Annotated in this window: 25 protein-coding genes; 13 read left to right on the forward strand and 12 right to left on the reverse strand. The window is 61.6% G+C overall.

Annotated elements, in window-relative coordinates:
• Nucleotides 1–406: 406 nt before the first annotated feature.
• A complete protein-coding gene (locus CYR55_RS19280) occupies nucleotides 407–1,276 on the reverse strand; it encodes an oxygenase MpaB family protein (RefSeq protein WP_101817976.1) in 870 nt (289 codons plus the stop codon).
• Between the two features lie 10 nt (nucleotides 1,277–1,286).
• Nucleotides 1,287–1,946 carry a TetR/AcrR family transcriptional regulator gene (locus tag CYR55_RS19285; RefSeq protein WP_101817977.1) on the reverse strand — a complete coding sequence of 220 codons (660 nt, stop codon included), beginning with the start codon at nucleotides 1,944–1,946 and terminating at the stop codon, nucleotides 1,287–1,289.
• A gap of 231 nt (nucleotides 1,947–2,177) precedes the next feature.
• Between CYR55_RS19285 and CYR55_RS19290 the strand changes: the two genes are divergently transcribed.
• The 6 genes from CYR55_RS19290 (at nucleotide 2,178) to CYR55_RS19315 (ending at nucleotide 5,896) form a co-directional block, all read left to right on the forward strand.
• Entirely contained in the window at nucleotides 2,178–2,432 is a 255-nt protein-coding gene (locus CYR55_RS19290) for a hypothetical protein (protein WP_146001008.1), read from the forward strand.
• 195 nt (nucleotides 2,433–2,627) lie between these two features.
• Complete coding sequence (gene bhsA / locus CYR55_RS19295) at nucleotides 2,628–2,885, forward strand: multiple stress resistance protein BhsA (RefSeq protein WP_101817979.1); 258 nt, start codon at nucleotides 2,628–2,630, stop codon at nucleotides 2,883–2,885.
• A gap of 58 nt (nucleotides 2,886–2,943) precedes the next feature.
• The gene (gene bhsA / locus CYR55_RS19300) at nucleotides 2,944–3,201 is read left to right on the forward strand and encodes a multiple stress resistance protein BhsA (RefSeq protein ID WP_101817980.1); all 258 of its coding nucleotides are present in this window, start codon (nucleotides 2,944–2,946) and stop codon (nucleotides 3,199–3,201) included.
• Nucleotides 3,202–3,254: 53 nt separating this feature from the next.
• Entirely contained in the window at nucleotides 3,255–3,509 is a 255-nt protein-coding gene (gene bhsA, locus CYR55_RS19305; RefSeq protein ID WP_101817981.1) for a multiple stress resistance protein BhsA, read from the forward strand.
• A gap of 127 nt (nucleotides 3,510–3,636) precedes the next feature.
• A complete protein-coding gene (locus CYR55_RS19310; RefSeq protein WP_101817982.1) occupies nucleotides 3,637–4,551 on the forward strand; it encodes a nucleoside hydrolase in 915 nt (304 codons plus the stop codon).
• Nucleotides 4,552–4,705: 154 nt separating this feature from the next.
• Entirely contained in the window at nucleotides 4,706–5,896 is a 1,191-nt protein-coding gene (locus CYR55_RS19315; RefSeq protein WP_101817983.1) for an MFS transporter, read from the forward strand.
• 29 nt (nucleotides 5,897–5,925) lie between these two features.
• Here CYR55_RS19315 and CYR55_RS19320 read toward each other — a convergent pair whose 3' ends face one another.
• A complete protein-coding gene (locus CYR55_RS19320) occupies nucleotides 5,926–7,896 on the reverse strand; it encodes a glycoside hydrolase family 127 protein (protein ID WP_101817984.1) in 1,971 nt (656 codons plus the stop codon).
• A 10-nt stretch (nucleotides 7,897–7,906) separates the two neighbouring features.
• Nucleotides 7,907–9,319, reverse strand: a complete 1,413-nt coding sequence (locus CYR55_RS19325; protein ID WP_101817985.1) for an MFS transporter — start codon at nucleotides 9,317–9,319, stop codon at nucleotides 7,907–7,909.
• A gap of 272 nt (nucleotides 9,320–9,591) precedes the next feature.
• Here CYR55_RS19325 and CYR55_RS19330 point away from each other — a divergent pair, with 272 nt between their 5' ends.
• The gene (locus tag CYR55_RS19330) at nucleotides 9,592–10,407 is read left to right on the forward strand and encodes a helix-turn-helix transcriptional regulator (RefSeq protein ID WP_101817986.1); all 816 of its coding nucleotides are present in this window, start codon (nucleotides 9,592–9,594) and stop codon (nucleotides 10,405–10,407) included.
• On the opposite strand, the gene ddlA is transcribed toward CYR55_RS19330, so the two are convergent.
• The gene (gene ddlA / locus CYR55_RS19335) at nucleotides 10,404–11,501 is read right to left on the reverse strand and encodes a D-alanine--D-alanine ligase (RefSeq protein ID WP_101817987.1); all 1,098 of its coding nucleotides are present in this window, start codon (nucleotides 11,499–11,501) and stop codon (nucleotides 10,404–10,406) included. The two genes, CYR55_RS19330 and ddlA, sit on opposite strands and share 4 nt — an antisense overlap.
• 110 nt (nucleotides 11,502–11,611) lie before the next feature.
• Nucleotides 11,612–11,953, reverse strand: coding sequence for a DHCW motif cupin fold protein (locus CYR55_RS19340; RefSeq protein ID WP_101817988.1), 342 nt, complete (start codon nucleotides 11,951–11,953; stop codon nucleotides 11,612–11,614).
• Nucleotides 11,954–12,251: 298 nt separating this feature from the next.
• Here CYR55_RS19340 and CYR55_RS19345 point away from each other — a divergent pair, with 298 nt between their 5' ends.
• A complete protein-coding gene (locus CYR55_RS19345) occupies nucleotides 12,252–13,625 on the forward strand; it encodes an NAD-dependent succinate-semialdehyde dehydrogenase (protein WP_101817989.1) in 1,374 nt (457 codons plus the stop codon).
• A 168-nt stretch (nucleotides 13,626–13,793) separates the two neighbouring features.
• A complete protein-coding gene (gene dld / locus CYR55_RS19350; RefSeq protein WP_101817990.1) occupies nucleotides 13,794–15,500 on the forward strand; it encodes a D-lactate dehydrogenase in 1,707 nt (568 codons plus the stop codon).
• Nucleotides 15,501–15,503: 3 nt separating this feature from the next.
• Here dld and CYR55_RS19355 read toward each other — a convergent pair whose 3' ends face one another.
• The 3 genes from CYR55_RS19355 to CYR55_RS19365 all read right to left on the reverse strand — a co-directional run bounded on the left by CYR55_RS19355 (nucleotide 15,504) and on the right by CYR55_RS19365 (nucleotide 17,083).
• Entirely contained in the window at nucleotides 15,504–15,785 is a 282-nt protein-coding gene (locus CYR55_RS19355) for a hypothetical protein (RefSeq protein ID WP_101817991.1), read from the reverse strand.
• A 202-nt stretch (nucleotides 15,786–15,987) separates the two neighbouring features.
• Entirely contained in the window at nucleotides 15,988–16,578 is a 591-nt protein-coding gene (locus tag CYR55_RS19360) for a Yip1 family protein (protein ID WP_101817992.1), read from the reverse strand.
• 199 nt (nucleotides 16,579–16,777) lie between these two features.
• Nucleotides 16,778–17,083, reverse strand: a complete 306-nt coding sequence (locus tag CYR55_RS19365) for a PTS sugar transporter subunit IIB (RefSeq protein ID WP_101817993.1) — start codon at nucleotides 17,081–17,083, stop codon at nucleotides 16,778–16,780.
• A gap of 290 nt (nucleotides 17,084–17,373) precedes the next feature.
• On the opposite strand from CYR55_RS19365, the gene CYR55_RS24285 reads away from it, so the two are divergent.
• Nucleotides 17,374–17,457, forward strand: coding sequence for a small membrane protein YohP (locus tag CYR55_RS24285; protein WP_455423860.1), 84 nt, complete (start codon nucleotides 17,374–17,376; stop codon nucleotides 17,455–17,457).
• 57 nt (nucleotides 17,458–17,514) lie between these two features.
• Here the strand turns inward: CYR55_RS24285 and pbpG are convergent, their stop codons facing one another.
• Both pbpG and CYR55_RS19375 read right to left on the reverse strand, forming a co-directional pair.
• Nucleotides 17,515–18,453 (reverse strand): D-alanyl-D-alanine endopeptidase, encoded by a 939-nt coding sequence (gene pbpG / locus CYR55_RS19370; protein WP_101817994.1) that lies wholly within the window; start codon nucleotides 18,451–18,453, stop codon nucleotides 17,515–17,517.
• 190 nt (nucleotides 18,454–18,643) lie between these two features.
• Nucleotides 18,644–19,243: an NADPH-dependent F420 reductase gene (locus CYR55_RS19375; RefSeq protein ID WP_101817995.1), complete on the reverse strand. Its 600-nt coding sequence runs from the start codon at nucleotides 19,241–19,243 to the stop codon at nucleotides 18,644–18,646.
• 128 nt (nucleotides 19,244–19,371) lie between these two features.
• Here CYR55_RS19375 and CYR55_RS19380 point away from each other — a divergent pair, with 128 nt between their 5' ends.
• The 3 genes from CYR55_RS19380 (at nucleotide 19,372) to CYR55_RS19390 (ending at nucleotide 22,492) form a co-directional block, all read left to right on the forward strand.
• A complete protein-coding gene (locus CYR55_RS19380) occupies nucleotides 19,372–20,307 on the forward strand; it encodes a LysR family transcriptional regulator (protein ID WP_101817996.1) in 936 nt (311 codons plus the stop codon).
• 216 nt (nucleotides 20,308–20,523) lie between these two features.
• Nucleotides 20,524–21,540 carry an alcohol dehydrogenase AdhP gene (gene adhP, locus CYR55_RS19385; protein ID WP_206604049.1) on the forward strand — a complete coding sequence of 339 codons (1,017 nt, stop codon included), beginning with the start codon at nucleotides 20,524–20,526 and terminating at the stop codon, nucleotides 21,538–21,540.
• Between the two features lie 76 nt (nucleotides 21,541–21,616).
• The gene (locus CYR55_RS19390; RefSeq protein WP_101817998.1) at nucleotides 21,617–22,492 is read left to right on the forward strand and encodes an RHS repeat protein; all 876 of its coding nucleotides are present in this window, start codon (nucleotides 21,617–21,619) and stop codon (nucleotides 22,490–22,492) included.
• Here CYR55_RS19390 and dusC read toward each other — a convergent pair.
• A complete protein-coding gene (gene dusC / locus CYR55_RS19395) occupies nucleotides 22,464–23,396 on the reverse strand; it encodes a tRNA dihydrouridine(16) synthase DusC (protein ID WP_101817999.1) in 933 nt (310 codons plus the stop codon). The genes CYR55_RS19390 and dusC overlap by 29 nt on opposite strands.
• Between the last annotated feature and the right edge of the window lie 8 nt (nucleotides 23,397–23,404).

Below are 23,404 nucleotides of genomic sequence, written 5' to 3' on the forward strand. Positions count from 1 at the left end.
AAATAAAAGGAAGAGATATTGAAAAAGCGCGCCGCATGCTGGTCTCGGCATATCAGCGCCGCTTTTTAAGCGGCACTGAATTTTGTGGGGAGCCGTGACATGCAAGGGGCGCGCGCCTACGCGCCCCTTGCGCGGTGGCAGCAGCAGAGCCGCAGAAAGAAGCCGGGCGTGTGCCAACGCAACAAACCTCGATCAAAAAAAGCTAATTCACCGCTCATAAACAACCGAAACATGCCACTTTATGACCGATGACGGCAGCAGAGCCGCAGAAAGACGCCGGGCGTCTGCCAACGCAACAAACCTCGATCCAAAGAACTAATCCCCCGCTCATAAACAACCGAAACATGCCACCCCACACCCGGTGGCGGCAGCGGAGCCGCAGAAAATAAGGGTCTAAGGCCTCCCCTTACAACCTCCCCATCCTCCGCATGGCCCGGTGCCACGACCCATTCCTCACCGCCCAGCGCAGCAGCCGCGCCAGCCGGCGGGTGCCGAACCGTACGGCGCGGCGGCGGGCCGGGGACATCGGCAGCTGGAGCTGCGCCGCAGCCCAGTCCGGCAGCAGGTCAATGCCCGCCTGCATGATCAGCGCGCCGAATGGCGCAGCGATCCGGCTCGGGGCCGGGGCGTTGAGCAGCACCCGGACGACCTCTGCGGTGCGGGCGTCATAACGCAATTGCGGGCGCATCGCCTGTAAATAGGCGTCAACCGCCGCCACACTCTCCGGCAGCGGCCCGGCTCCCAGCGCATAGGCCACACGCGCCGCCTCGCGGTAGTAGGCGTCCTGATCGGCAGGCGAAAGGTGTGGGTTGCGGTAACGGAGATGGGATTGCAGAAAACTGTAGGTTTCCGCCACATGCACCCAGACCAGCAACGCCGGATCATTGGCTGTGTAAGGCGTGCCGTGCGCGTCATAGCCGCTGACGCGGTCGTGAATCGCGCGTACCCGTTGGATCAGGCGCTCGGCATCGGCGGTCGGCCCGAAGGTGGTGCCGGAGATAAACTGGCTGGTGCGGCGCAGGCGGCCGAGCATGTCGGCGCGGAAGTTGGAGTGATCCCAGACGCCGGCCAGTGCCAGCGGGTGCAGCATCTGCAACAGCAGAGCGCATACGCCGCCGCAAAGCATCGAGGTAAAATCGCCGTGGATGCGCCAGGTCACGGAATCCGGGCCAAACAGCCCCGGGTCACCGGGCGGATGCCCGAAATCAATCCCGCCGAGCGACAGGCCGGAGATGCTCAATACCTGTCGCTCAATCCGTTGGCGCAATACTTCCACGATGAAGGCCTCAGGCAGAGGTAACGGGCTGCGCCTCAAAGGCGATCAGCTGAGGCCAGATCGCCATCACCACATCCACCAGCTGGTTCAGCTCGGCACGGCTCGCCCCATCACGCGCCTGCACTGACATCCCCTGCACCGTGCAGTTCAGGTACTTCGCCAGAATCCGGCTGGAAACCTGCGGCGACAGCTCGCCGGTCTCTTTCTTGCTGTCGAGGAACTCGCTCAGCGTCTCTTCCTGCAAATGGTGGCGTGAACGCAGCATCGAGGCGATCTCCTCCGACGCGGCAGACAGCGTGGCCGAAGTGCAGACCATAAAGCAGCCGGACGGGTTATCGCAGTCGGTAAACAGTGCTGCTGCGGCGCGCAGGTACTCTTCAATCGACTGGCGCAGCGGCACGTCAGACTGCATCAGCGCCCGGTTGCTGGTTTCCACAAACAGGGTCAGATAGTGCTCAACCGCCGCACGGAACAGCCCCTCTTTATTCCCGAACTCGGCATACAGCGTCGGCGCCTTGGCCCCGGTGGCTTCCACCAGATCGGCCAGTGAGGTCGCTTCGTAGCCATATTTCCAGAAAAGTTTCAGGGCCTTGTTTAAGGCGTCATCACGGTCAAACTGCTTCGGGCGTCCGCGGCATTTCTTGGCCAGTGCCATATTTTCAGTGCTCATACACCCTCTCTTATCACTGCTGTGATTAGGTCAGAAAATATTTATTAATGATCATTATAAAAAACAGTGGCAGGTGTGTCGAGGAGTGTTTATAATTTTGTTATCGATCGTTAAACAATTGACGACTCCCACCCTGCCGGGCAGCAACACCGCCACCCCGCCGGAGACTCCGGCGCCCCTGACGGCATCAGACCGGTTACCACGGGACTCGCCCTGATGGGACATATCACCATGAAAACCACGACTCTGCTTATTGCGGCCCTGCTTTCGGCCGCCAGCGCCCTGCCGGCCCTGGCGAACCAACAGGTTATCACGATGCAGGTTGATAGCCAGAAAATTGGCTTCTCAACCTATACCCGCCAGGATCTCTCCGGCCTGAAACCGGCCGCATCGCAGCGCACTGCCCTGCGCGATCCGGTTGCGCGGCAAATTATCGCCAGCTCCGGTGATAACCACCTGTTTGATGACAGCACACTCTACAATTAATTTCCCCGCGTTCCTGGGCGGTACGTGCCGCCCCTGTTGTTTCCTCTGCCGATCGCACACAATGTCAAAGATTAATTAACGAACGTTAAAAAAATAGTTGCACGACTGGGATGATCGGTCTAACATTTAATTATCGATCGTTAATTAAATAACGGTCACCGGACAAAACCCAAATTCGTTATAGGAATTCTCATCATGAAAAACCTGAAAATTGCCCTTGCCGCGCTTGCCCTGACCACTGCTTCTTTCGGTGCCTTTGCTGCCCAGGAAGTCAGCCAGGCCCCGACAGACGCCCAGCAAATCGGCACCGTCAGCGCCCGCTCAACTGACCTGAGTGGCCTGGAACGCCAGATTGCCCATCAAGCCCAGGAACAAGGTGCCAGTGCTTACCGCATCACCTCGGCGTCCGGCAGCACCAACCTGGTATACGGTACTGCAGAACTTTATAAATAAGACCGGCCGTTACCTGAGATAACGACCCTCTCATCACTTGCTTAAAGGAATGACTATCATGAAAAACCTTAAAATTGCCCTTGCCGCGCTTGCTCTGACTACCGCTTCCTTTGGTGCCTTTGCCGCCCAGGAAGTCAACCAGGCCCCGACAGACGCCCAGCAGATCGGTACCGTCAGTGCGCGCTCGACTGACCTGAGTGGTCTGGAACGCCAGATTGCCCATAAAGCGCAGGAACAGGGTGCGAGTGCTTACCGCATTACTTCTGCCTCCGGCAGCACCAATCTGGTGTACGGCACCGCTGAGCTCTACAACTGATACCGGTATAACGATTAATAATAAAATCATCAACTTCGGATAGGAATAAGATCATGAAAAACCTGAAAATTGCCATCGCCGCCCTTGCCCTGACCACCGCCTCGTTCGGCGCCTTCGCCGCCCAGCAGGTTGACCATGCCCCGGCCGGTGAACAAGCTGTCGGTGTTGTCAGTGCGCGCTCACTGAACCTGAGCGATCTGGAAAGCCGTCTGGCGCAGAAAGCCGACGAACAGGGTGCGACCTCATACCGCATTATTTCAGCCTCCGGCAATAACCATCTTTATGGGAATGCTGAGCTGTATAAATAAGCACACGCAGTACGGTCGAAGAGGCGGCATTGGCCGCCTTTTTCTTGCCTGCTTTTCCACGCATTGCCCTCTGCCCCGCCACCCTTTACTGTAGTGCTTCCGATTATCCTGACGTTCAGGTCTCTTCATGGCTTCACACCGTATTATCCTTGACTGCGATCCCGGCGTAGATGACGCCATCGCGATCCTGCTGGCGCTCGCCTCACCGCAGGCCATTACGCTGGCCGGCATCACTACCGTGGCCGGCAATGTCTCCGCCGCCTTGACCGAATACAACGCGCGGCGCATCTGTACCCTCGCCAGCCGCCACGACATCCCGGTGTTTTCAGGCTGCCCGCGCCCGATGCGCGACCTGCACGGCTACCACACGCAGGTGCACGGTCACGATGGGCTGGGCGGCGTGCCGCTGCCGGAGCCGGGTTTCGCCCTGCAACGCCAGCACGCGGTGGATTTTATTATCGAGACCATCAACGCTGAGCCCGGCGAAATTACCCTGTGCGCCATCGGCCCGCTGACCAACATTGCGCTGGCGCTGATCAAAGACCCCGGCATTGCAGGCAAAATCAAACAGCTGGTGCTGATGGGCGGCGCGGCCTTCTGCCCCGGCAACGTCTCTCCGGCGGCGGAATTTAACCTCTACGTTGACCCATGGGCCGCCCATGTGGTGCTGAGTGCCGGTATTCCGCAGGTAATGTTTGGGCTGGATGTGACGTTGCAGGCGCAGATGAACGCCGCCTGGCTCGACGCATTGCAACAGCGCAGCGCCACCGGCGCGACACTGACGGCAATGATGCGCAGCTACGGTGCCGCCGACCCCTGCCTGCATGACCCGTGCGTGATCGCCTGGCTGATTGACCCGACGCTGTTTACCGGCATCGACGGGCACGTCAGCGTGGTGACGGAAGGCGCGGCCGCCGGGCAGACGCTGGCCGCCGTCAAACCGCGCCACCTGGCCGGGCGCGCGCCTAATACCCACATCATGACCGGCGTCGATAACTCGCGCCTGCTGGCGCTGCTGGCAGAACGGCTGGCGGTTTACTGAGCGGGGTTTGACTTGACCTGACGGCACGCCTGTTTTACCGTCGGGTCTCTTGCCCTTTTGCGGAACCTGCCAATGTAGCTGCCTCATAACCTTCGCGTTTTTCTGTCTCCGGCCCGGCCGGATGACTTCTTGCGACTGTTAATGAGGAATAATTATGCTTCAGGCACTCTGTTGCGCCCTGCGCCGTCACCGCTGGCTGGCGCTGCTGGGCGGTGGTTCCCTGCTCTCTTCGCTCGGCAACGGGCTGACGTTTATCCTGGTTTACCATGCGTTACTGCATCTCGCGGCCCCAGCCTCATCACTGGCACTGGCTTACCTGCTCGCCACCCTGCCCGGCTGGCTCGGCAGTTGGCTCGGTGAACGCCTCAGTACCCGTATCCCACCGTTTGGCCTGCTGATGCTCGGCGAAGTTCTCGGGCTGTGTGGCCTGTTGCTGCCGCTCGGCGGCCTGCGGCTGGAAAGCATCCCGCTGCTGCTGCTGGCGCAGGCCTGCTCGGCGTTTACCCTGGGCATCACCTGGCCGGCGTGGAGCCTGATCGTTAAACGCGGCCTGTCGCCCGGTGACCTGCCGGCGGCCACCGCGCTGGAGACCCTGGTGTTTGCTGCGCATGTGCTGCTCGGCGTGGGCGTGGGGGTGCTGTTATTGCGCTGGTGGCCGCCGCAGGCGTTGCTGCTGCTGGACGCGCTGAGTTTTGTCGCCTGTCTGGGGGTGTTGGCGTGCGCACGGCGCGCTTTTCCACAGCCGGACAAGCCACAGCCCCTTGCCCCGGCCGCGGCCTTGCCTCCCCTCAGCCTGCCGCAACGGCGCAGCCTGTGGTTGTTGCCGCTGCTGGCCATGGTGGGCGCCCCGGCCATGGCTCTGCTGCCGGCGCTGGCCCCGATGGGGGATGGCGGGGAAACGGCGCTGGGGTTTCTGTTTGCGCGCAGCCTGGGGCAACTGATTGGCCCGCTGGTGATCCCCGCCCGGCAGATAGCGCGCCTGAGCGGTGACAACCGGTTAATTGCCGCCTGTCTGGCGCTGTTTGTCGCCTGCTACCTGCTGTTACCCTGGTTACCGGCGCGCGGGCTGGCCTGGCCGCTGATTGTGCTGGCGCACATCGCCTCCAATGTGGTGTTTGCGCTGGCCACGTTCAGCTTGCTGAGCCATTTTCCGGCCACGCAGACTACCACGGCCACCGCGCTGGCCTACCGGCGGCAGACCCTGGCCGCCGGTACCGGCTCCTTGCTGGCGGCTTTGCTGGCGGATCATATGGGTGCCCCGCTGGCGGTCGCGGTACTGGGCATCGGCGGCTGGCTGGCCGCCGTTGGCTGGCTGGCAGGACGGCGGGAGAACGTGCCGGGCTAAAAGCCCGGGGGCTTTACCGCCCCTGGTTTTCAGCCTTCGCGCACCCAGACGCGCATCTCGCCTTCGCCGCGGTTGGCCCAGGCGAAGTAAGGAATGAAGGTCAGCGTTTGCGGCGTGCGGGGCGCGGGTACCGGGTCAAACTGGTAGAGCGCGGCGTCGGGTGCGGCAGGCGGCACCCGCTGCCCGGCAGCGCGGATCAGCGTTTTACCGGCCAGTACCCCGTCCCCCTCCTGTAGGCTGAAAGCGGCATCGGGCGGCAACAGCAGGTTATGCAGCTCGCGGCCGTTATCCGCTTCTTCCAGGCAGTAAACCAGCGGCCCGCGCTGCAACGCCACCTGTCCGGCAGCGTGGCGCAGCGGTGCGGCCGCTTTCACCCGCCGTACCTCCATCGGCAGGGTCAGCACGATTTCATCCTCCGGTTGCCAGCAGCGCGTCAGCCAGAGATAGCCCTGCCGCGCCTGCGTGACGTCCTGCGCCCCGCCGTTTACCGTGACCTGCGGCGCCGCGCACCAGCCGGGCAGCCGCAGTGCCAGCGTCCCGCTGACCGGTGCTTCCATTGCCAGTGACAGCCGCATTTCGCCCTGCCGCAGGTAATCCCCGCGCTGGCGCAACGTCACTCCCTGCCCGCCTATCTCCACCCGCGCCTCACTGCCGATATAGAGGTTCACCAGCAGCGACTCAGGGGTCTGGGTGTAAATATACTGCCCCAGTGACGCCAGCAGCCGCGCAATATTCGGCGGGCAACAGGCGCAGCCGAACCAGCGCTGGCGCACCGGTTTGACATGATCATAGATATGGTTGTGGCGGCAGCTCTGCGGCTGCACCTCCAGCGGGTTGACGTAGAAGAAGTGTTTGCCGTCCAGCGCCATGCCCGCCAGCACGGTGTTGTAGAGCGCCCGCTCCATCACGTCGGCGTAGCGCCGGTCAGCCTCCAGATGCAGCATCCGGCGGGCAAACATCATCAGGCCAATCGAGGCGCAGGTTTCGTTGTAGGCGGTGTCGGGCGGCAGATCGTAGTCTGAACTGAACGCCTCGCCGCTGCTCTGTGCGCCGATCGCCCCGGTGATGTAGAGCTGCTTTTGCGCCATGTTGTCCCATAAGCGGCGGCAGATCGCCCGCTGGCCCGCGTCATTGCTGAGCTGAGCAAGGTGGGCGACCCCGGTCAGCAGGTAGACAAAGCGCACCGCGTGGCCCACGGCCACCTGCTGCTCCGCCAGGGGCTGATGCGCCTGGCTGTAGGCTTTGTCTTTCACCATCCACGCCGGGCCGTGCGTCTGCCAGTAGGAGGTGAAGCCGCGCCGGGCGTACTCCTCATCATAGAAGTGCGGCTGGGTACCGCGCTGGGCCACAAAGTATGCGGCCAGCGCCAGGTAACGCGGCTCATGGGTAACCTCATACAGCCGGGTCAGCGCCAGTTCGATCTCCGGGTGGCCGGGGTAACCGGGCAGTTTGCCCGCCTCTGTGCCGAATACGCTGTCGATGTGATCGGCCAGTTTGCAGGCGACGTCGAGCAGGCGGCGCTTGCCGGTGCCGTGGTAATAGGCCACCGCCGCCTCGATCAGGTGCCCGGCGCAGTAGAGTTCATGGCACTCCGCCAGATTCGTCCAGCGTGCGGCGGGCTCTTTCACCGTAAAATAGGTGTTGAGGTAGCCGTCCGGCTGCTGCACCGCCGCCACCAGCTCAATCACCTCATCGGCGGTCTGTTCCAGCGCCCCATCCGGCTGTTTATTAAGCAGGTAACCCACCGCCTCGAGCCACTTGGCGACGTCGCTGTCCTGAAACACCATGCCGTAGAATTCGCCGTCACGCTGCCCGGCAGCGATGCGGAAGTTCTCAATGGCGTGGCTTGGCTCCGCCTCGTCTACCCGATCGTTCAGCGCCGCCCACTGGTACGGGATCACGACGTCGCGGATCAGCTGCTGGTAGGCCAGCCAGAAGTCATCGTGGATGTCGATATTCGCCAGCGGTAATTCATAGGTTGGTTCAGTTGCTCTCTGCATCGTCTCTCCCTCATTTCTCATTCGTGGCGGCCTGTGGCGTAGTGCGCGAGAAGGCCTGCGCCATGGTTGCCAGCAATGCGTTGTCAATTTTGTAGCGGCTGCTCACCGCTGCCAGCAGCAGGTGGGTGATGCCGGGGGCCAGCGTTTGCAGCGCGGTGATCCCGGCCAGCGAGGCGGGCGTCTGGTTGGCTGCGCCGGATTTGTAGGCCACCAGCACAAACACCAGGCTGACAATCCCGGCCCCCGCCGCCCACGCCAGCTTGATAAAGAACAGGTTGAAGGCGAAATTCATGCCGGATGAGCGGATGCCGTTCTTCCAGTAACCGTAGTCATCAGCAAAGGCCATCAGCGAGAAGTGCAGCGGCAGGGTAAAACCGAGCACCGTGCCGTTGAGCAGGATCAGCGCCAGCCACAGCTCCTGGCTTACTGACGGCACAAACCACAGGCCGAGAGAGTAAACGCCCAGCAGCAGATTGCTCCAGGTGTAAGCCCTGGCCGCCGAAACCCGTTTCGTCACCGGGTTCACCAGCAGCGCGCCGAGGATCAGCGAGAAGGTCACCACCGCGAAAAACAGCGAGGTGTAGGCGGCGCTGCCGTGCAGCACATAGGTGATGAAATACATATAGCCGCCGCCGCGGGTGTTGAACACCGTCATCAGCAGGAAGGACATCGCCAGCATCAGCAATAGCTGGTCATTGCGGCGCAGGCCGCGCAGGTGCTCACGCAGGGTAAAGCGGCCCATCACGTTAAGCGGGATGCGTTCACGCACCGTGAAGAAGCACCAGAGGAACATCACCACCGCACAGACGCACAGCAGCGCCACCCCGCGCTGGTAGCCCTGTGCCGCCACGCCCTGCCCGGTGAGCGTCACCAGCCACGGCAGCCCCACCGACACCATAAAGCCCGCCACGCCGCACAGCACAAAGCGCCAGCTCTGGCAGGCCATCACCTCGCGGTGATCGGTGGTCATGGTGTTGATCAGCGCGCAATAGGGCACGTTGATGGCGGTGTAACAGAGCGACAGCAGCAGGTAGGTGCCGAACGCCCAGGCGATTTTGCCGGACTCGCCCAGCTCCGGCACGGTGAAGGTCAGCATCCCGGCGATGCCGATCGGCAGGGCGACCCACAGCTGCCACGGGCGGAAGCGCCCCCAGCGGCTGCGGGTGCGGTCAACGAAAATGCCCATCAGCGGATCGCTCACGGCATCCACCACCCGCAGCAGCACAAATACCGTGCCGACCACCGCCGGCGTCAGGCCAAAAATATCGGTATAGAAAAAGGTCAGGAAATTGCCGATCAGCGCGGTAATTATCGTGCCGCCGGCATCCCCCAGCCCGTAACCTATTTTTTCCCGCACGCTGAGTTTCGCGCCGGCAGCCACAGGCTGGCCGGTTAATTCCACATCATGAAGTGTTGTTGACATCAGGGTACCCTCATTGGCAGAGGTTCTTTTATCAGGGACAGCGGTTATTTTTTATTATCGGTTTATCACGGCGCCCGGCGTTATTTACCGCGACCGGAGTAATCTCGCACAGGCAAAATAAGCCAACAAGGTGCGGCAGCCGTATAAAAACGGGAGAATTCCGATCTGTAAGGGAAAAGTGTGAGGAGGGTCAAACTGCGCGGGAATTCTCCGGCAGGCGCGCCCGCCGGCTGCCAGACTAAGCAGTAATCTTCTTGAATAGGCTGGTAAAAATGCTGAACCTAACGTTTACCCTGCCGGTGCGGGTACAGAATGCCGGGCGGTTTATCTCGCGCGGCATCGGGACACATCCCACCCGCAGGCTTGATTCTTTTGAATTAATTTATGTTGAGCGCGGGCAATTGGCATTGCGGGAAGAGGCGCGGGATTTTTATATTCCCGCCGGAGAAACCCTATTATTATGGCCGGAACGTCAGCACAGCGGAATAGGCCCCTTCCCGCCTGACCTGATATTTTACTGGCTGCACTTTGAGGTATTCCCAGCAGAAACGATACCGGTAAACAGCCAATTATTCCTGGTGCCGCAGCAGGTAAAAATTCAGCAACGTGACGAGGTCGCCGCCCTGTTCCGGTTATTTCTCAGTGAGCAGGCACGGGATAACACCGCCGCCCTGCCGCTGATTCTGTTATTGCTGTTACAGCAGGTCGCGGCGGCGGCGGTCCACCCGCCGGACGCCTCAGCGGGCAGCGCCGCGCTGGCGTGGCAGGCCCGGCAGATCATCAAAACCCAGTTCCACCGGCCGCTGACGGCCTCCATCCTGGCGCAGCAACTGCACTGTAACCCGGACTACCTCGGGCGGGTGTTCCGCGCCACGTTTCACCACACCCTGACCGACGCCATCCACCAGCAGCGCATCCGCTGTGCGGAGGCACTGTTGCGTGAGGAGCAGCACCAGATCGCCGCCGTGGCCCGCCGCGCCGGGTTTGATGACCCCGGCTACTTCCGGCGGGTGTTCCGCAAGCTGAAAGGGATGTCGCCGCTGGCCTACCGGCGGCTTTACTGCAAAGAGCACATCAATTCCGATTAACGCACCGAGCTTTGCAGCCCGCTGTCTGCCTGGTGCCGTTCCAGCGCCAGCTCAATCAGTTGGGTGATGAGGTCACGGTAGGCCAGGCCGCTGGCTTCCCAGAGTTTCGGGTACATGCTGATGTTGGTGAAGCCGGGCAGCGTGTTGATCTCGTTGATCACGACGTCACCGGCGGCCGTCAGGAACACATCGACCCGCGCCATGCCGCTGCACTCCAGCACCTGAAACGCCTGCACGGCGATGGCGCGGATACGATCGTTGACGTCGGCCGGAAGATCCGCCGGGATCGCCACCGTGGCCCCTTCGGCGTTGATGTATTTGGTGTCGTAGGCATAGAACTCATCCTGCAAAATCACCTCGCCACAGACGCTGGCCTGCGGGTGGTCGTTGCCCAGCACCGCGCACTCAATCTCCCGCCCATTGATAGCGGATTCCACCAGCACTTTGTGGTCATAACGGAAGGCCAGCGCCAGCGCCGTGTCGTACTCCTGCGCGGTGCGCACCTTGCTGACACCCACTGAGGAGCCCTGATTGGCAGGTTTGATAAACAGCGGCAGCCCCAGTTTTTCACTGACGCGGGCAAAACCGTGCTGCGCCGCCGTACGCCGCGTCAGGGTCACAAAGGGGGCGACCGCCAGCCCGGCGTCACGCAGCAGCCGTTTGGTGACGTCTTTGTCCATGCTCACCGCCGAGCCCAGCACCCCGGCACCGACAAACGGGATGTTCGCCATCCGCAGCAGCCCTTGCAGCGATCCATCCTCGCCCAGCGTGCCGTGCACAATCGGGAAGATCACATCCAGCTGCGCCAGTGCGCTGGCATCACGGCTCTCAATCAGCTGGTGCTGCTGCTGGCCGGGGATCAGCGCCACATTGCGTTGTGATGGGTTAAGGGCAATGCGCGCCGGGTCGTCGGCGTGTTGCAGGTAGTGGGCGGCGTCGTTGACGTGCCACTCCCCTTGTTTGTCGATGCCGAGCAGCGTGACCTCAAACCGCTCTTTGTCCATCGCGTCCACGATGTTTTTTGCCGATTGCAGCGACACCTCATGCTCTGCCGATTTGCCGCCAAAAATAACGCCTACCCGAATTTTCGCCACGCCGGTTCCTTAATGAGTACAGGGAGTAATTGACGCGAAATAATGGCGCGGCCGGGGGGAGGATGTAAAGACGCTGCGTGCGTAAAACCGCTGTCAGCCAGCAATAACGGCTAGTCGATAATAAACAGCGTTGCGCCTTCGGCGGTAAAGGACTGGTGCGCTTCGTGATCGTCCGCAACCTGGTAACTGATGCCGGGCGTCAGCACAAAGGTGCGGCCGTCGTCGAGCCGGCTTTCGAGTTGCCCGGCCAGGCAGAGCAGGATATGGCCTTTTTTGCACCAGTGGTCGGCCAGGTAGCCGGGGGAGTACTCCACCATCCGTACGCGGACCGGGTTTGCCTCATCACCAAAGTGCCGGGTGCGCCACCGGGCTACGCCCTGCTCGCCGGGGTGTTCGGTGGCCTCAATGGTTGACCAGTCAGTGATGCCGAAGGGAATAGCAGAGAGTTTCATGGAACGCGCCTTTTCTGAATGTCAGGCGTTGCAGCATACGGAATCGCCGGCGGCGCTGAACAGCCGGAAAAAGTGAAAAGTTAAGTAAATCAGGCAAAAAGCAGAAAACGTGGAATTTCAGGCGGTCAGGCAGGGGCCATGCCGGATAACCCACCGCTCTGTTGCAAAACATGTCTGCACGGCAGAAACGCGATTTTTTCAACTATGCTTAAAGACGTTTGCCGCCTTCACCGGTGGCCTCTTTTCACGGCGTACTCTGTTACTCACATGACAATTCGCCGTCACCAAGGAGCACGATATGCCTTATCAAACTGTTAATCCTTTCAATAATAAACTCATCAAAGAATACCCGACCCATGATGACCAGCAGGTGCAGCAGGCGCTGGCGACCGCCCACGATCTCTACAAATCGGAGTGGGCGCAGGGCGACATCCAGCCGCGCTTACAGGTGCTGCATAAGCTGTCTGAGCTTATCTCTGCGCGGGTGGATGAACTGGCAAAGATCGCCAGCGAAGAGATGGGCAAGCTGATTGAGCAGAGCCGGGGCGAAGCGAAGCTCTGTGCCGCCATCGCCAAATACTATGCTGAGCATGCCGAAGAATTCCTGAAGCCGACGCGCTACCCGACTGAGCTGGGTGAAGCCTGGGTGGAAAACGCCCCGATTGGCGTGCTGGTGGCCGTGGAGCCGTGGAACTTCCCCTATTACCAGCTGATGCGCGTGCTGGCACCGAACCTGGCCGCCGGCAACAGCATTCTGGTGAAACATGCCAGCATCGTGCCGCACTGTGCAGAGGTGTTTGAACAGCTGGTCACCGAAGCCGGTGCGCCGAAAGGGGCGTATACCAACCTGTTTATCTCCACCGATCAGGTCGGTAACCTGATTGATGACGACCGGGTACAGGGCGTGGCGCTGACCGGCTCGGAAAAAGCGGGCAGCATCGTGGCCGCACGGGCCGCCGGCAAGCTGAAGAAATCCACGCTGGAGCTGGGCGGCAACGATATCTTTGCGGTGCTGGATGATTGCGACCTCGACAAAGCGGTGAAAGCCGCCGCCTTTGCCCGCCTGAACAACTGCGGGCAGGTCTGTACCGGTGCCAAACGTTTTATCGTGCATGAGAAGGTGGCTGACCAGTTCCTACAAGGCTTCACCGAACAGATGAAGGCGGCAAAACTGGGTGACCCGCTTGACCCAACGACCACCCTTGGCCCGCTCTCTTCCGCGCAGGCGCTGAAAGACCTGGAAAAACAGGTGAATGACGCGGTGAAAGCCGGGGCGACGCTGCACCTCGGCGGCAAGAAAGTGGAAAATAACCCCGGCAACTTCTACCTGCCGACCATCCTGACCAACATCAAACGGGATAACCCGGCCTACTTCCAGGAGTTCTTCGGCCCGGTGGCGCAGGTGTACGTGGTGAAAGATGATGACGAGCTGGTAAAACTGGCTAATGATTCCAACTACGGCCTCGGCGGTGCGCTGTTTACGCAGGACATTGAGCGCGGCAAGAAACTGGCGTCACGCATTGAAACCGGTATGGTCTACATCAACTCCCTGACCGATACCGCGCCGGAGCTGCCGTTCGGCGGCATCAAGCGCTCCGGGTATGGCCGCGAGCTGTCCGATCTCGGCATCAAAGAGTTTGTGAACCAGAAACTGGTGGTCGTCGCGAAATAACCGTGACAGGCACCCTGCCCCTTCCGGCCGCTGCCCTGGCGGCCGGTTTTTATTGTCCCGGCTCCCATCCGGTTCCGCATCAATCCCGCCGTCGTTTTATTGACCATACCCCAGGATAGGATTAGGTTTATTCATCAAGTGAATAATTCATAAGCACAGGGAGAGAGTATGAACCAGCCCGCCAGCGTCAACCGCGTGTTCCTGACGCGCTTACAGGAGATTGTCGGCAGCCAGAACCTGCTGACCGATGCGCGCAGCACCGAACGTTACCGCCACGGCTACCGCTCCGGCGGCGGCAACGCGCTGGCGGTGGTGCTGCCCCAGACGCTGTTGCAGCAGTGGCGCGTGCTTCAGGCCTGCGTGGTCGCCAATAAGATTGTGATTATGCAGGCGGCCAACACCGGCCTGACGGAAGGCTCCACGCCGAGCGGCAATGATTACGACCGCGACGTGGTGATCATCAGCACCCGCAAGCTCGACAAGCTGCAACTGATCAACAACGCCGAACAGGTGATCGCCTTTCCCGGCAGCACCCTGCACCACCTGGAAAAAGCACTGAAACCGCACGGCCGGGAGCCGCATTCGGTGATTGGCTCCTCCTGCATCGGTGCGTCAGTGATGGGCGGCATCTGCAACAACTCCGGAGGGTCGCTTATCAAACGCGGCCCGGCCTACACTGAGCTGGCGCTCTATGCGCAGGTCACTGCCGAAGGGGAACTGAAGCTGGTGAACCATCTCGGCATCGATCTCGGCGAGACGCCGGAGGAGATTCTGACGCGGCTGGAGAAAGGCAGTTACAGCCCGTATGAGATTGAGCAGAGCCCGCGCGCCGCCTCTGACCATGAGTACGTTGAGCGGGTGCGTGACGTGGACGCCGACACCCCGTCGCGCTTCAACGCCGACCCGCGCCGCCTGCATGAGGCCAGCGGCTGTGCCGGGAAACTGGCGGTGTTCGCGGTGCGGCTTGATACCTTCCCGACGGAGCCGCAGCAGCAGGTGTTCTACATCGGCACCAATGACACCGGCGTGCTGACGGCGATCCGCCGCCATATCCTGCGCCATTTTACCGCACTGCCGGTGGCCGGGGAGTATATGCACCGCGACTGCTTCAACATCGCGGAGATTTACGGCAAAGACACCTTCCTGATGATCGACCGGCTCGGCACCGACCGTATTCCGGATCTGTTCCTGACCAAAGGCAAGCTGGATGCCCGGCTGAACAAGGTGCCGCTGCTGCCGCGCAACATGAGCGACCGGGTGATGCAGTGCATGAGCCGCCTATTGCCGGGCCACCTGCCCACCCGCATCACTGACTATCGCGACCGCTATGCGCACCACCTGCTGCTGAAGATGTCCGGTGACGGCGTGGCCGAAGCGGAGGCGTTTTTGACCCACTTCTTCCAGCAGGCCGAGGGCGATTTTTTCGCCTGTACCGAGGAAGAGGGGCGCAAGGCGTTCCTGCACCGCTTTGCCGCTGCCGGGGCGGCGGTGCGTTACCATGCGGTACATCAGGAGGAGGTCGAGGATATTCTGGCGCTGGACATCGCCCTGCGCCGCAATGAGACGGATTGGTTTGAGTCACTGCCGCCGGAGATTGAACAGCAGCTGGTGGCGAAACTCTATTACGGCCACTTTATGTGCCATGTGTTCCACCAGGATTACATCGTGAAAAAAGGGGCGGACGCCCACGCGATTAAGGCGCAGATGCTGGCGGGGCTGGCGGCCAAGGGGGCGGAATACCCGGCGGAGCACAATGTCGGCCACCTCTACCCGGCCAAACCGGCGCTGAAGGCGTTTTACCGTGAGATTGACCCAACCAACAGCTTTAACCCCGGCATCGGCAAGACGCCGAAGCAGAAACACTGGCAGGGGTAAGGGTCAGAGGAAAAAGGCCCCCGCCACGCCGGCGGTCAGCACGACGCCGGCGCACTGCACGCCCACCAGCAGTCTGAACCCGCGCCGCGCCGGTGCCATCGTCAGCATCGCCAGGTGCAACAGCAGCGTGGTGAAATTGGTGATCGCCAGAATGCCCAGCGCCACATAGCCGTTAAAATGCACAAATTCCCCGCGGGGGGCAAACCAGACGGCATCCGCTGCCAGTAACACACCAATCAGGGTGACCATCCACGACACCACCGTAAATAACGCTTTCAGCTGCATACCGTGACGGGCTGTGGCCCGTTCCTCTTTTCCTTTCAGGAAAGCCACTTTAACAAATGACGGCGGAAGGTGCGCGCTAAAGCGTGCGTTCAGGCCAACCGAAGACGGCAAGGTGCAAAAAAAACCCCGCAGCGCCTGGAGTTACCTCAAAGCGCGGCGGGGTTTTCCCGGCGGTGAACCACTGACAACTAAGCAGGAAACCTCAGAAGAAATGCGAGCCGTACCCCCACATCATCACCGCCAGTGCCAGCAGCAATTCCAGCACCAGCACGCCGATGCCGAGCGTGGAGCCGAACACCAGCATCCCCTCCTGCCGGTCGATGCCGAGGAACGCGGGCATTCCGAGCGCCAGCAGGTAACCGCTGTAAGCCAGCGCCAGCGCACCGACAAACAAACAGAGCCATACCATCGGGTAGAGCGCCACCAGCCCACTCAGGAACATCGGCGTCGCGACGTAACCGGCGAACACGATGCAGTCATTGCGTGACGGGCGGCTCGGGTAGCGGCTGGCGAGCAGGTGGATCACCCGCCCCATCACCGCCACCGCGCCCAGCATCAGCAGGTAGAACACCACCGCGATGCCCAGCGCCGTCGAGGGCAGTATGCGCAGGTACTCGCCGTCACCAAAGCTCCAGCCGACCCGCGTAGTGCCGATAAACGAACAGACCACCGGAATGGCGGCCATTAACATGACATGGTGCATATACAGGTGAGGAACCGATTCATGCTCACGTTTAATCTGTTGCATTTCCGGTTCAGGATGGGCAAACAGCCCCCAGACGTGATTGATCATAGCTACCTCCAGTGTCCGCCTGTGGCCGCAACAGACGAACCGGATGAGGCGCGCCCGGGTTGGCCCGGGTGTGTGCGACCCTCTTCAGCTCAAGTATAGTGCTGCTCAGGTTTTATACAGATTCTCTTATGCAGAAAGGCGGCGGCGCAGCAGGAAGCATCAGGGGGAAAGTCCGCGCAGCCCGCTGCGCGGCAGGGGATCAGGGGATCAGGGAGAGCGCCTTATCCAGCACTTTGTCACCGCGCATGGTGCCGTAATCCATCATGTCAATCACATCCACCGGTTTGCCCAGCGGCGCGGCCGCTTCCTGCAACCGTTTCAGCTGGAACTTCACCTGCGGCCCCAGCAGGATGACATCCGCATCCTTGACGATCAGCTCGAAATCCGACACCGGCACCGCCTCGATATCCACCTCAATCTGGCGCTTTTCCGCTTCCTGACGCATCCGCTGAACCAGCATACTGGTCGACATTCCGGCGGCACAACACAGCACGATCTTTTTCATCAGTCACTCCTTGGTGTGTCCATTCAGGTTAGTTACCCAACCATAACCCAGGCGGGGGTGAATACAAGGCGCGCACCGCCCGGAGGCGGACTAAAACTCCGGGTTGCGATAAACGTCATGGTTTTCAGTTGGGTATGCAGGCGTTTTCCGGCAGAAAAGGGGAAACTGTCTATACTTATGGTTACCGCGCCGGTTAACGGGGCGACACGGGATGCGAGGGAACATGCGCGGCCGTTTTGGGATGACAACGTGATGACGTTGGAATGTGCACAGGAAATCAGGAGAAAAGTATGAAAATTATTTTATGGATTATTGCGATTATCTTTATTGTTGGCCTGCTGACCTTGACCGGCGTCTTCAAGATGCTGTTCTGACCGGCCCCGCATTTCCCTGTCCGGCCGGCAGGTCGGACAGGCGTCACCTTCAGGCGTTTACTCGATCGCCTGCGCCACCGTTGGGTGGTCAAGCTGTTGATCCTTTTCCTTCCGGTAGTTTTTTGCCACTTGCGGCACCGGCGCGGCGCGCCCGGTCTCCATCCAGCTGCGCAGCCGGTTGGCATCCGCAAAGTGGGTATATTTCCCAAACGCATCCAGTACCACTAAGGTCACCGGCCGGTGGTTAATGGTGGTGCGCATCGCCAGGCAGTGGCCGGCCTGATTGGTAAAGCCGGTTTTGGTCAGCTGGATGTTCCAGCTGCCGTTGCTCAGCAGGTGGTTGGTATTGCGGAACGGCAGGCTGTAACGCGGGTGGGTAAAGCTGACCTGCGCCTGTTCGGTGGTGCTGAGCTGGCTTATCAGCGGGTAGAGCCTGGTCGCCTGCAACAGCTTGGTCAGGTCACGGGCGGTTGAGACGTTCTGCACCGACAGCCCGGTCGGCTCCACATAGTGGGTGTGGGTCATGCCCAGCGCGCGCGCTTTGGCGTTCATCGCCCGGATGAAGGCGTCATAGCCGCCCGGGTAGTGGTGCGCCAGCGTGGCCGCGGCCCGGTTCTCCGACGACATCAGCGCCATCTGCAACATCAGCCGGCGGCTCGCCTCACTGCCGACTTTCACCCGGGAAAATACGCCGCGCATCTCCGGCGTATTGTGGATATCCACCGCGATCACCTCATCCAGCGGCAGTTTGGCATCCAGCGTGACCATGGCGGTCATCAGCTTGGTGATGGAGGCGATCGGCACCACTTCATCCGGGTTGCGGGAATAGATCACCTGATGGGATTGCATATCCACCACCATCGCGCTGCCGGAGGCGATCTCCAGCGGCGTGAGCTTGCCCGCAATCGCCGCGTTGCTGGTGGCCGGGGCAAGCGGTGCTGCCATCACGCCCGCGTTCACCGCGAGCAGGCTTAAAACCAAAAAGGGGATTTTCACATGCGTACTCTGTTACGTATAAGGATTAGTCACGTACAAGGCTTAGTTGCGTATACGGTTTCGTCGGGAACTGCCCGCCAGATTGCCGGGGAATTATAAGTGACGTGAATACCGTTAGCACTTGGATAATGCAGGACTATTTGTGACAAAGTGCAAGTGAAGAAGGTGCCGGTTTCCCGGCCCCGCCCTGTTATTCCTGTTTCACCAGATGGTGCACCGCCAGCGGGCCGCCGGGGAACTGGAACAACGCCCCACCCGCTGCCAGTGCGCCGAGATCGATCCCCGCGAACCCCAGTTGCGCCATCAGCGCCGCCACCTGCTGTTTTGCCTCTGCGTCATCCCCGGCGTAAAACAGCACCCGCCGGCCGCCGTGGCTCTCCGGCGGCTCGCTTAACAGCGGCGCGCTGAGGTGGTTAAAGGCTTTCACCAGCCGTGCGCCCGGCAGGTTTGCTGCCACCACCTCGCTGGACGTCTGCCCGCCCAGCGGTACGGCGCGAAATGAGGGCACCTCCACAGCGTTGTTGGCATCAATCACGATGCGGTTATGCCACGCCGGAAGACCGGCCAGCGCCTGCGGCAGCGTCGCCCAGTTCACCGCCAGAAACACGATCTCCGCCTGCGCCGCCTGTTCGCGGGTCACGGCCGTCAGCGTCGGGCCAATCTCCTCCACCAGCGCCGCCAGCGTCTCCGGGCCACGGCTGTTGGCGATCATCGCCGGGATGTGGTGACGCGCCAGGGCGCGGGCAAAGGCACTGCCGATAGCGCCTGCGCCAATAATGCCGATTGTCATGGTCTGTTCCTTCTGGGTTAACAGATTAAGTGGGGATGTCGGTATGGCTTAAGAGTACGCTTCCGATTCCCCGCTGATTAGCCCATAGTGATGGCTATCATTTTCAACCAATGCTTGAAGGTAATGGGATGGAAACGCTGGCGAATATTGAGTCTTTTATGCGCAGTGCCGAGAGCGGCAGCTTTTCCGCGGCGGCGCGGCGGCTGGGGCTGACCCCGGCGGCAGTGAGCCGCAATGTGGCGATGCTGGAACGCAACCTGGGGCAGCGGCTGTTTCTGCGCAGCACCCGCAAGCTGACGCTGACCGAGGCGGGTGAGCGTTTCCGGCAGGCCGTTGGCGGCCATCTGGAGGGGTTACAGGCAGCGATTGCGGCCCAGACCACACAACAGGGCGAACCGGCGGGCGTGCTGAAAATCAGCATGTCGCTGGTGTTCGGCACCGACTACCTGCTGCCGCTGCTGCCGGCGTTTGTGGCGCGCTACCCGGCCATCCGCCCGGAGTGCCACTTTGAGAACCGCGCGTCCGATCTGATTGCCGAGGGGATTGATGTGGCGATCGGCGGCGGTTTCACCCTGACGCCGGGGCTGGTGGCACGGTCATTGGCCCCGGCGCACTGTATCGCGGTGACCTCCCCCACGGTGCTGGCCGGGCGCGCCCTGCCCGCCACGCCGGACGATCTGGCGGCGTTTAACGGCATCCTGCTGCGGTCGGCCAATACCGGCCGCCTGCGCCGCTGGGTGTTGCGCAATGCGGCAGGCGAGGAGCAGGCGGCGATGCTGAGGGAGTCATTGGTGGTGAACGATCCGCTGGCGATGCGGCAGGCCGCGTTGCAGGGGCTGGGCGTGGCACTGATCACCCTGCCCGACGCCCTGCCCTGGCTGGCATCAGGCGCACTGGTGCGGCTGCTGCCGGACTGGTACGCCGATCTCGGCCCGATCTCCCTTTACTACGCCGGCCGCACGCTGCTGCCGGCCAAAACCCGGGTATTTGTTGATTACCTGGCAGAGGCCTTCCGCCAGCGCGACTACGCCACGCTGTTTAACGCCCGGCCGCCGGCGCCCTAATCCCTGCATTTTATCAGGTTAATCTGAATTCCCCGGCCGGCCCGCCGTCGCCATGCCCCGGCTGACGCGGCGTGTGACACTTTTGTCACGCGGGCGTGACAGCGCGCACCCTACCCTTTTGCCCGGCTTTCAGCCCCATCGCCTACGCTTAACGGGCACCTTTGCAGCCCGTTCCGGTGGCTGCGTTCCTTCCAAGGAGTTTTTATGGCAACAACAATGAAAGCCGCAGTTGTGCATGAATTCAACAAACCCCTCCAGATAGAAGATGTGCCGGTTCCGGCGGTCGGGCCCGGCCAGATCCTGGTGAAAATTGCCGCGACCGGCGTCTGCCACACTGACCTGCATGCGGTTCAGGGTGACTGGCCGGTGAAACCCAACCCGCCGTTTATTCCCGGCCATGAGGGCGTCGGCCATGTGGTCAGCGTCGGCGCGGGCGTCACCCACCTGAAAGAGGGCGACCGCGTCGGCGTGCCGTGGCTCTACTCCGCCTGCGGCCACTGCGAACATTGCCTCGGCGGCTGGGAAACCCTGTGCGAGCAGCAGCAGAATGCCGGGTACTCGGTCAACGGCAGCTTTGCCGAATACACGCTGGCGGATGCCGATTACGTCGGCATCCTGCCGGACAACGTCAGCTTTACCGAGATTGCGCCGATCCTCTGCGCCGGGGTCACGGTGTTTAAAGGGCTGAAGATGACCGAAACCAAACCCGGCCAGTGGGTAGTGATTTCCGGCATCGGCGGGCTGGGGCACCTGGCGGTGCAGTACGCCAAAGCGATGGGCATGAACGTGGCGGCGGTGGACGTGGATGACAGCAAGCTGGCGCTGGCGACGCGCCTCGGCGCGACGGTGACGGTGAATGCCCGCCAGCAGGACCCGGCCGCCTACCTGAAAAAAGAGATTGGCGGTGCCCACGGCGCGCTGGTAACGGCGGTCTCGCCGATTGCGTTCCAGCAGGCGATCGGCATGACGCGCCGCGGCGGCACCATTGCGCTGAACGGGCTGCCGCCGGGCAACTTCGAGCTGTCGATTTTTGACATGGTGCTGGACGGCACCACGGTGCGCGGCTCCATCGTCGGCACGCGGCTCGATCTTCAGGAAGCACTCAACTTTGCCGGTGAGGGCAAAGTGCAGGCCACCATCGCCACCGAGCCGCTGGAGAATATCAATGACATTTTTGCCCGGATGCACGCCGGAAAGATCGAAGGGCGCATTGTGATTGATATGGCGCTGTAAACCACGAAAGGCGCCTGACGCTGCCCGGCCTATCCGCTACGATAGAGAGACGACCTCTCTCAACAACGGACAGACAATGGGCACAGCGCTGAAAGCATTTACAGGGATCGTTCTGGCGGCCGGGGTCACCGGCAGCGCAACGGCCGCCGATCTTCCCTGCGTGGTGAAAAACCGCCAGGTCAATGAGAGCAATATCCAGATTTTACTGGGCGGCAGCGCCCGGGGCGACATCCGGCAGTTTGTTTCCGGCTCGCTCGGCAAGGACGTCAACCAGCAGGTACACCTCAGCGGGAATATCGACCGTTGTGGCCGCCTCAGCGAGGCCACGTTCAAATACCAGAAAACCGAGAAAAACATCCGGCTGGAGATGATAAGCCGCACCCTGCGGGTGGAGGCGGGCTGGATAACCGATTATGAGGTCAGGATCTCGGTGCTGAAAGAGGCAAGCCAGACGCTGGTCAACCGCAAGCGCGGCACCCTCTATTACACCACCGGCAAGCGCGGCAATATCACCGCTTCCACCGATCTGTTCACCATCAACGATCAGTCCGGCTTTACCACCGGCACCTACGATTATGACGCCCAGCTGCGGCTGGTGCGCAGCGTCACGCGCGGCACCGACGCGCTCAGCAACCAGGAGACGCGCTACCGCTATACGCCGCAGGGCTGGCTGCTCAGCGCCACCGCCACCGACGGCGACCGCAGCACCTACCGCTATGACCCACAGGGGCGCGAAAGCGGCTCCGTCACCTTCTCCTCGTCACCGTTCAGCCAGACCAGCCGCGTGGAGCGCTGCCAGTCCTGGGATGAGACCGGCAACTGCACGCTGAGCGAGACCTTTGAAACAGAGTTGCTGCCGTCAATGCGCCTGACGCGCAACCTCGGCACCGCCTACCAGTACCGTTACTGGGATGACCCGCCGGTTACTGGCGATCAATCACCCGGGCAATAGCGGCGGATGACGTCAGGGTGCGGATTTCGGTAAACAGCGCCGTAGCCTCGGCATACTCTTTGCGCAGGTAGCCGAGCCACTGTTTGATGCGCGCCACATGGTAGAGGCCGGTGTCGCCCTGCTTCTCCAGCCGCACATATTTTTGCAGCAAGGTAACCACCTGCGGCCACGCCATGCGCGGTTCATTGTATTTCACCACCCGGCTGAGGTTCGGCACGTTGAGCGCGCCGCGCCCCAGCATCACTGCGTCACAGCCGGTGACCTTCATGCACGCCTGCGCGCTGGCGTAATCCCAGATTTCCCCGTTGGCGATCACCGGGATGCGCAGGCGTTGGCGGATCTCGCCAATCGCCGCCCAGTTGATGCGCTCCGCCTTGTAGCCATCCTCTTTGGTGCGGCCATGCACCGCCAGCTCGGTGGCCCCAGCCTGCTGCACCGCGTCGGCAATCTCCAGGCTGCGGCTGCCGGAATCCCAGCCCAGGCGGATTTTCACCGTCACCGGCAGCGCACCCGGCACCGCCTCGCGCATCGCTTTCGCGCCGCGGTAGATAAGCTCCGGGTCTTTCAGCAGCGTCGCCCCGCCGCCGCTGCCGTTCACCAGCTTCGACGGGCAGCCGCAGTTGAGATCCACGCCATATGACCCCAGCTCCACGGCGCGCGCGGCGTTCTCCGCCAGCCATTGCGGGTGCTGGCCCAGCAGTTGCACCCGCACCTGGGTGCCGGAGGGCGTGCGGCTGTTGTGCTCCAGCTCCGGGCAGAGGCGCAGGAAGGATTTGGCCGGCAGCAGTTGGTCAACCACCCGCAAAAACTCGGTGATGCAGAGATCGTAATCATTGACCTCGCTGAGCAGCTGCCGCACCAGTGAGTCGAGGACGCCCTCCATCGGGGCGAGTAATACACGCATTGCCGGAT

The sequence above is a fragment of the Chimaeribacter californicus genome (assembly GCF_002858675.1).
Taxonomy (GTDB): Bacteria; Pseudomonadota; Gammaproteobacteria; order Enterobacterales; family Enterobacteriaceae; genus Chimaeribacter; species Chimaeribacter californicus.